This is a genomic window from Acinetobacter sp. Li1LvA2 (assembly GCF_056156705.1).
In genome coordinates, this window is record NZ_JBSICF010000010.1 from 88,451 (window position 1) to 96,250 (window position 7,800).

Sequence of the window (7,800 nt, forward strand, 5' to 3'; positions counted from 1 at the left end):
CTTTTAAAACTTCAACTTCGAATTTGGTAATGCTATGACCCAGCGATATATATCAACCACATCATGATGTATTTCATCTGGTATTGATTGATTAACTACGCAATGGGCATAAATATATCTTGCGACAACTGGCCGATGTAATATTGGCACCTGGTTCTTACGAGCTACCCGTTTAATCATCAAGGCAAGCATACCTGTTCCTGTTGCTAAAACAATAGGTGCATGCATTTTTTCAGGTTTATAAATTAATGCAACTGCATAATGAGTAGGGTTAATAATAACGACATCAGCTTTTTTAACTTGAGAAATTGCTTTCACCTTATTAAAAAATTCTTGCTGGTTTCTACGTCTCTTTGATTTTAATTCTGGACTACCTTCTCTATGACGATATTCATCTTTAACTTCCTTATGGCTCATACGCATTTGACGTGAAAATTCTCGTTTGGCATACCACATATCAAAAATTGCAAAAATTGCCATTACAGCTAGTAAACTGAGTACCAAGACAACTATAGATTTACTAAAGAATAATACGATTGATTGAGGAGTTCTTGTTAGATTGCTCATTAATTGGTGGACAATATAAAGTATTGAAAAATATGTAGCCACAAAAAATAATAGGCCTTTGATAATAACTCTAACTACCTCAACAAACATCCGCTTAGAAAATATTTTCTTAAGTCCCTTTACAGGATCTAATCTTTTAAAATCAGGTTTTAAAGTTGCGAAAGAAAAAACAAAACCACTATAAGCAAGATTTATAGCGACAGCAAAAACCATAATGATTAAAATTAATGGAGCAAGTACATTTAATATTTTAGATACACTTTTGTTTGCCCAATAATGCACACTTGCTAAGTTGTTTTGAACTAAAATATCTGTATGACCTAACCACCACTGAGTAAGCCTGAATATTTCTGAAGCAATATCGCCTGATAATGCTATGAAGCCTGCAAGGAAAGCTGAAATTACTACAAAAGAAAGTAAATCCATACTCTTAGGTACATTACCTTTTTTCCGAGCTTGCTCTAACTTATAAGGTGTAGCTTGTTCAGATTTTTCTTGTTGATCTTCCATTATTTTAACCCCAGATCTTTAAAACAGAATCAGTTTTAAAGGTTCATCAAAAAGTCGAGGTACATTCTGGACAATCATTGGCATAGCTAACATCAGCAAAACCAAACCAGCAATAAATTTAACTGGGAGAGCCAAAAAATAAATATTAGCTTGAGGCATTGATCTAGACATTATGGCGAAAGCAACATCTACCAACCACACCCCTAAAATGACAGGTAACAATATAATAAAAGCAAAAATAAACTGCTCTCCCATTAAACTGACTAGTTTTTTTATATTTAATAACTGGAAGTTAAAAGATCCTAAAGGTACCACCCTAAATAATGCAACCAATCCATTTAATAAGGTGTAATGCAAATTAAGTATAAAAAATAAAACTCCAGCGATGGCAATGAGCAAATCTGAAATGACACCATTTAAATGACTAGAGGAAGGATCAAAAACACCCGCTGTATTAATACCAATTTGTAAATCCAGCAACTTTCCAACCAAATCTAAACTTGCAAAGGCTGTATGAAACCCAAAAGCAAGAACTGTTCCTAAAAGAAATTCACTTACGATCAAGGAAATTGTGATTACACTATGCTCAATCGGAACTAATCCAGACAAAATAACTGAGATTGCCAAGACAATGATAAGTCTAAAAAATATAGGTGCACGAGTAAAAATAGTTAAAGGCATAACTACAAAAATTGGAAGCAGACGTAATGACAATAAGAGAACTGTCGTAAACTCAAGGAAACCGAACATATAGTTTAAAAATTGGCTGCTTTTAGAAACATTTCAACTGCGAAAGCTCGCAAGTGGTTTATCATCCACCCTCCTAAAACCAATAGCATCACCACTGAAACAATAAGTTTTGGAATAAATGTTAGAGTCATTTCTTGAATTTGAGTGGCAACTTGTAAAATACTTACCAATAGCCCAACAATCATGATTGCTAATAATAATGGTGCTGCGACCATTGCTGTTGTTAATAATGTTTCTTTTAATAAATATAAGAGCTGATCTTGGTTCATTACATGTACTCCACAGTGGGCACATTTTAGCTGAAACATTCAAACAAAAAAATATATTTAATAATATTATTTCTTCTCAATTTCATATATTTATCTTATTCTATAATTATAAAAAGCAGGTGTTTTAATTTTATGATAACAACGAATGATTTCGAACGTGAAGAACAACTTAAACGTTGGTTAAGTTTTTTAGAGCAGGACCCTCAAAACGGTCACTTAATTAATTCTATTTTTGAGTCTGCTTTAATAGTCAATAATGTTGATGTACTTCACCATATGTTAGACCACATAAAAGAACAACAACTTAGTGATCCTCAAGTAAACCGCATGGCTAGCTTAGTAAGTTTACAGTTAGGTAAATTTCCAGAAGCTATCAATTTTAGCCAACATGTTTTAGGTACTGAGTTTGAAAATACAACTGTATTACACAATCTCGCTTATGCCCAACTCTATATGAATCAATACGAGCAAGCATATTTAACATTACAACCCTTAATGAGTTCTTCTGCATTAGTAGAAGCAGATACTTATGTGTTATATGCGAGAATATTACATCATTTAGAACAACCTGCTGGAGCAATAGCGTCTTTACGAAATGCTATTAATTTAAATCCAAGACATGCTGAAGCATTAGGTAACCTTGCGTTATTGCAATATGAAACGAATAATAATTTTTCAGATTACATAAACGTTAAAGAAACAGCTCAACAAGCTTTAGCTATCAACCCTTATCAGTTTGAAGCCCTATTAGCATTGGGTGAAGTACAACTTAATGAACGAAGTATTTCTGCTGCACAAAACACTTTTAATTTAATTTTAGAACATTATCCTCAAGCAGGACGTGCATGGTCTGGTCTTGGTCAACTCGAATTTTACGAAATGAATCTTGAGAAAGCTGAACAGCATTTGCTTAAAGCCGTAGAATATATGAATAATCACGTTGGTACATGGCATGTATTAGCTTGGTGCTATATCCTTAAGCAGGATATTGCTAATGCTGAAAAAGCTTTTGAAATTTCCTTACCATTAAATACTGAATTTGCCGATAGCTATGGGGGCTTAGCAGTTGTTGAGGCGATGAAAAATAACACTTCAAAATCGAAACAACTCATTCAACAGGCTTATGATATTGATGAACACAGTATGGCAGCACAGTATGCTGAATATGTTTTATTGAATAATTCAAACCAAGCAGATGCGGCTCAACAAAAAATGAACAATATTTTGATGAAACGAGCTCCAAGTAGCGAAAGCTCAGGTCAAGTGTTGGTCCAAGACTGGTTAAACAATCATCCAAACTTTCAAAAACATTTAAACTAAAATAGAAGACAATAATGAAGAATTTCTTATCTCCTTTTGATGCAGATGAAACTTTAAAACTTGCAATCCATGCAAGTGAACATGGAGATACTCATTCTGCTATTCGTTATTTAACTGAATTATTAAATATCCAACCTGATCATGGGGCTGCTTGTTATTTTCTCGCTATGCAATATGCAGAAATTGGTCTATTTGAGCGGGCAATCACAACTTTACAGCACGCTGTTGAAATTAATCCAACATTTGATATCGCTCAATTTCAGCTCGGCCTTTTATATTTACAAACTCAGCAAATGCTACAAGCTGAGCAAATTTTTAGTGGCCTATCTCTAAGTTCACATGATCCTGCCCTTACAGCATTTTCACTTGGCTATTTAGCTTTATTTAAAGAGCAAATCCCTAATGCTATTCATCATTTCCAAGAAGGAATTGCTGTTTGTTCAAATGATGCTTTAAGTAATGATATTAAACGTGTAATCGCTCAAATTGAAAATGCAGCTCAAAATTCATCTATTCCTAAATCGAATAATCAAGATATAGCTCATAGTAATCATTTTACTGAAACTCAGGCCGAGCAAACTAACACCACTACTGAACACAAAACATTAACAGGGTTTTTGGGTGCTTATTTAGATACTATTGATGAAGATAATGGACCTCATTGATTCCAATAAAATATTTCAAGAAGAAGTAAATTTAGATTTACTTCTTCTTTCTATTTAATATCTTTTTACAAAGTGTTCATTACCTGTTAATAGATCTATAAAAATATCTTTATTATCTATATTCTTTAAAAATTTATAATTTTCTCCTCTATTTTTATTTGAAATAAATAAACCTTTTGAAGTTAGTGAGGTTTCATATACCCAACCATCTGGAACTAGGATTTCTCTTCTTTTTGAAGAATATAAACTGCATACCAATATTGGTTTATTTTCATCCTCTTCCCAGTCCAAATAACCACAAATCGTCCAGCTACAATTTGTTAACTTTCCTTGTCTTTGATCAACAATAGCTATATCAACAGCATTCCCCTTAAAGTCTTTAAAAATTAGCCCTTTATCAATCAAAACATCAACATAGTTCTTAGCATCTATAGGTGTCATAAAATAAACACAAATTAATTCCCCATCTGATGTCCAAACTTTGTTTTTAACCAAATCGATAAATTCAGAACTTCCCTTATTCATTTTATTCAAAATTGAGTCATTACGGATGATAACTGAAATGCCTTCTATTAAGACAGCCATACTTAAAGTTCCTATGCTCTATGCTCTTTTATAAAATCATTCAACCATTCAATAAAAGCTAGTTGATCTGGTTTATGTTTTAAAACCTCATAATAATAAACTCTAAGAGCAACCTCAAAATATCCCCAATGTTCCCATAGCTCTTGGCTCTCAGGTAATAAACTATACTTTTCCGCAAACATCTTATCTGAGAATTTTGAATAATAACAATTAATTAGATAATTAGTATCAAATTCCGAATCTTTAAAAATAGATTCAAAATGAGCTTTGACCCCCATAAAAAAATGGATTATTTCTTGGTTATCACCAACATTTAACACTGTCATTTACTTATCTACCATATACTGATTAAACAACCATGCTGACGAAGATGATCGGACAACAACTTGGGGCTGTCTATCTTCCCAGTGTAACATTTTTCCTTCCGAGTTAATTCTTCTAAATAGAGGACCAGAGATTAGATCATAATCTTCGAGTTTCACACTCCATTCTTGAGGTGGTCTATAAAATGGTATTGTATTTCCATTTCTATCAATATAATTGTTAACACCTTTGTTTAAAATTACAAAATCCTGCCACTCTCTATTTGGAGACTTAAACTCCAGATGATTTAAATCATTGTATTTATCTTTTGGAATACGGAATTCTAATATATCAATGTTATCCATACTATTTACCATAGTTGCTGAACTAAGAGCATCATCACGGGAGGAAGTCAAATAGAAACCCTCTCCAAAATCATTGGTCATTTTCGATTTGGTAATATCAATCCCAGATACTCTAATATCAGAAGCATATGTTTTTGAAGTTCCATGATATAAATTTATGTATTCAATAGGTTTAGGTGCTGGTTGTATTGCTTTCCCACCCAAAATATTGGCTGAAAAAGCAGGTAAAGACTCTGCAAATTTATTATAATCATTACTGTACAATGCTCTAAATGGATCTAAGAAACCATCTACAGCTCCAAGTGTTACATTCTGAACAACCGTTTTACCTGTAGAATAAACTCCCTTTGAATCTAACGATTGTGCAAACCAACTCGCAGGCTTAGTATGAGGATTTATATCCCTTACAATAGAACCTATACTCACATCATATGAGGTATATATGGTTTCTCGAACCATTGTATATAAGCCTTTATATAAATTTACTCCTCCCGTTTTATAAGCGTTTATGTAACTTCCTACTTTTGTTTGATAAAACGCATCAAATCCATTTAAAGGACGAACTTCAGCACTTTGACTCATTGCTTTTTGTTGAAGACCAGCTAATGCTGCTGTCATGTTGTAAGTACTATTTACACCACCGAGCGCATAAACGATATTAGGATTTTCGGTAGCTTTAACTTTGATAGGAGGTAGTTGTGTAACATCACTATTCCTTCCCATCATTAAAGCCATACTTTCTCGATTATTGTTTGCCATATAATCAGAGAACTCTTCTCTAATCCCATCACGGATGCCAGACCAGTTAAAATTCCTCAAATCATCAATGAATTCACCGCCACTATATGCATAAAGTGATGGGGTATTTTCCAAAGCGGTACGCTCACCTGTCGCAGGGTTATAGACAGTGATATTGGATTTATATTGACTTGAGCTAGAACTCTCCCCAAACTGACGTACACCTGCATTGGTGATTGCTGCCATCGATACATTTAAGTAATCCGGTTTCGCTCCACCAAACCACTTGTCATCAATAGCTGATGCTATATTTGCTCCCGCTATTCCGGAAGCATAATTACCAGCTACTGCACCTAATTTATTGAATACACCTGTATAACCTAGCCCAGTAGCAGCTACAGAACCAGCAATTGATGAACCTACTGCCGCCCAACTAAAACTTTGATTATTGCCGAATACCTGATTAGTAATATAATTTGCCCCATAGTTAACTGCACCATTATATGCAGCAACGCCAATTCCCTGAGTAAAACTCGCTTGGCCGTTTTGAACAGCATTAATTGCTTTTGCCGCAGTCTGAGCCCAGCTATAGCTTTTTGCTAAATTAGTTACGCCCGCTCCCACCCCTGCAGTAACACCTGCAGTTAGCGCTGACATACCCACTTGTGACCAAGAGAAACTATCCACTACCCCCATGGCCTTACCTGCCAGTTGAGATACAGCACTACCCACAGCTGCTGCACCTGCAGCTACAGCCATGGAACCCGCAATCCCCAAGCTACTCGTTCCTGCCAATACACTTAAGCCACCAGCAAATAGACTCATTCCAGGAGCAATAACACTTAATGCGGCTCCAGCTGTAAATATGGTAGCGACAACGGCCACCACGATCATTACAATCTGGGCAATACCACCACACTTCTTCTTCGGCTTCGGTGGCGGTGGTGGACTCGGTACCGTCGGCTGGGTATTCCCAATCGCCTCTCCCGGATTATAAGGCCGGAACGTCTCACTGTTGTTGTGAATGTTGGTGACCTTGTTCGGAACCGTTAATACCTGTCCCGCAGTTAACTTGTCCGTCGCACTCAAGCCATTGACATCAGCCAGCATGTACCACATCGAAGCATCACCCCAAACCGACAACGCGATGCTTTGTAAGGTATCCCCGTTATTCACCACATAACTGGTCGCTGCACTCGATGGATACTGCGCATTAATCGGCTCAAAGTTCTGGTCAAAGTCCGCCGATGAAATCGGTTTAAAGTCCTTGGCCTGAGTCGCTGTCGCACGGTTGCTTTGCAGGTTCTGTACGTAGTCTTCACGCGATGGACCATCGTTACTCAAGTCACCGACACGCTGCCCGTTGACATAGTAGAAGTTACGGTAACGGTTCATGCTGCTATTGAGCCATTCGTTTCGCTGTAACACCATCCCTTGTGAGTTGTTAATGTAAGTTGCTAATCGTGTATTCTGTGCATTCTTGTCATCAACAAAACCGCTTAGGTGGCCGTTGATGTTATAGCTCAGGCTGGTTTCACCTTTTAAGCCATCTACCGTGGTGGTGATTTTGCTTTGCTTGGCACTGTCCCACCATTCATAAGCATATTGGGTGGTCTGGATGGAACCTGAGGTTGGGGTCATCACCGTCTTGTCGAGGGTCGCCTTATCTGCAAGGTAGGTATACAGCGTTGTACCTGCACCTGTACCGCCTTCTTTTTTCTGCTCGGT

Annotated in this window: 8 protein-coding genes; 2 read left to right on the plus strand and 6 right to left on the minus strand. The window is 36.2% G+C overall.

The features are described 5' to 3' along the window. Positions 1–3 precede the first annotated feature (3 nt). The 3 genes from ACS604_RS17020 to ACS604_RS17030 are packed head-to-tail and all read right to left on the minus strand — an operon-like array spanning position 4 to position 2,096. A complete protein-coding gene (locus tag ACS604_RS17020) occupies positions 4–1,077 on the minus strand; it encodes an EscU/YscU/HrcU family type III secretion system export apparatus switch protein (RefSeq protein WP_474772339.1) in 1,074 nt (357 codons plus the stop codon). 18 nt (positions 1,078–1,095) lie between these two features. Further along, positions 1,096–1,827, minus strand: a complete 732-nt coding sequence (locus ACS604_RS17025) for a flagellar biosynthetic protein FliR (RefSeq protein ID WP_474772340.1) — start codon at positions 1,825–1,827, stop codon at positions 1,096–1,098. A 5-nt stretch (positions 1,828–1,832) separates the two neighbouring features. Continuing rightward, positions 1,833–2,096: a flagellar biosynthetic protein FliQ gene (locus tag ACS604_RS17030; protein WP_005299465.1), complete on the minus strand. Its 264-nt coding sequence runs from the start codon at positions 2,094–2,096 to the stop codon at positions 1,833–1,835. A 132-nt stretch (positions 2,097–2,228) separates the two neighbouring features. Between ACS604_RS17030 and ACS604_RS17035 the strand changes: the two genes are divergently transcribed. Further along, complete coding sequence (locus tag ACS604_RS17035; protein ID WP_474772342.1) at positions 2,229–3,416, plus strand: tetratricopeptide repeat protein; 1,188 nt, start codon at positions 2,229–2,231, stop codon at positions 3,414–3,416. 14 nt (positions 3,417–3,430) lie between these two features. Beyond that, the gene (locus ACS604_RS17040) at positions 3,431–4,081 is read left to right on the plus strand and encodes a tetratricopeptide repeat protein (RefSeq protein WP_474772343.1); all 651 of its coding nucleotides are present in this window, start codon (positions 3,431–3,433) and stop codon (positions 4,079–4,081) included. 54 nt (positions 4,082–4,135) lie between these two features. Here the strand turns inward: ACS604_RS17040 and ACS604_RS17045 are convergent, their stop codons facing one another. The 3 genes from ACS604_RS17045 to ACS604_RS17055 form a co-directional block, all read right to left on the minus strand. Further along, complete coding sequence (locus ACS604_RS17045) at positions 4,136–4,666, minus strand: hypothetical protein (RefSeq protein WP_474772345.1); 531 nt, start codon at positions 4,664–4,666, stop codon at positions 4,136–4,138. 11 nt (positions 4,667–4,677) lie between these two features. Continuing rightward, positions 4,678–4,992, minus strand: coding sequence for a hypothetical protein (locus tag ACS604_RS17050; RefSeq protein WP_474772346.1), 315 nt, complete (start codon positions 4,990–4,992; stop codon positions 4,678–4,680). Continuing rightward, positions 4,993–7,800 (minus strand): DUF3990 domain-containing protein (locus ACS604_RS17055; protein WP_474772347.1); only part of this gene is annotated, 2,808 nt, incomplete at its 5' end.

What these genes read in the sequence shown, in the direction of transcription:
- ACS604_RS17025 (WP_474772340.1), bottom strand. Translation starts at nt 1,827, where the DNA reads ATGTTCGGTTTCCTTGAGTTTACGACAGTTCTCTTATTGTCATTACGT.
- ACS604_RS17020 (WP_474772339.1), bottom strand. Translation starts at nt 1,077, where the DNA reads ATGGAAGATCAACAAGAAAAATCTGAACAAGCTACACCTTATAAGTTA.
- ACS604_RS17030 (WP_005299465.1), bottom strand. Translation starts at nt 2,096, where the DNA reads ATGAACCAAGATCAGCTCTTATATTTATTAAAAGAAACATTATTAACA.
- ACS604_RS17035 (WP_474772342.1), top strand. Translation starts at nt 2,229, where the DNA reads ATGATAACAACGAATGATTTCGAACGTGAAGAACAACTTAAACGTTGG.
- ACS604_RS17050 (WP_474772346.1), bottom strand. Translation starts at nt 4,992, where the DNA reads ATGACAGTGTTAAATGTTGGTGATAACCAAGAAATAATCCATTTTTTT.
- ACS604_RS17040 (WP_474772343.1), top strand. Translation starts at nt 3,431, where the DNA reads ATGAAGAATTTCTTATCTCCTTTTGATGCAGATGAAACTTTAAAACTT.
- ACS604_RS17045 (WP_474772345.1), bottom strand. Translation starts at nt 4,666, where the DNA reads ATGGCTGTCTTAATAGAAGGCATTTCAGTTATCATCCGTAATGACTCA.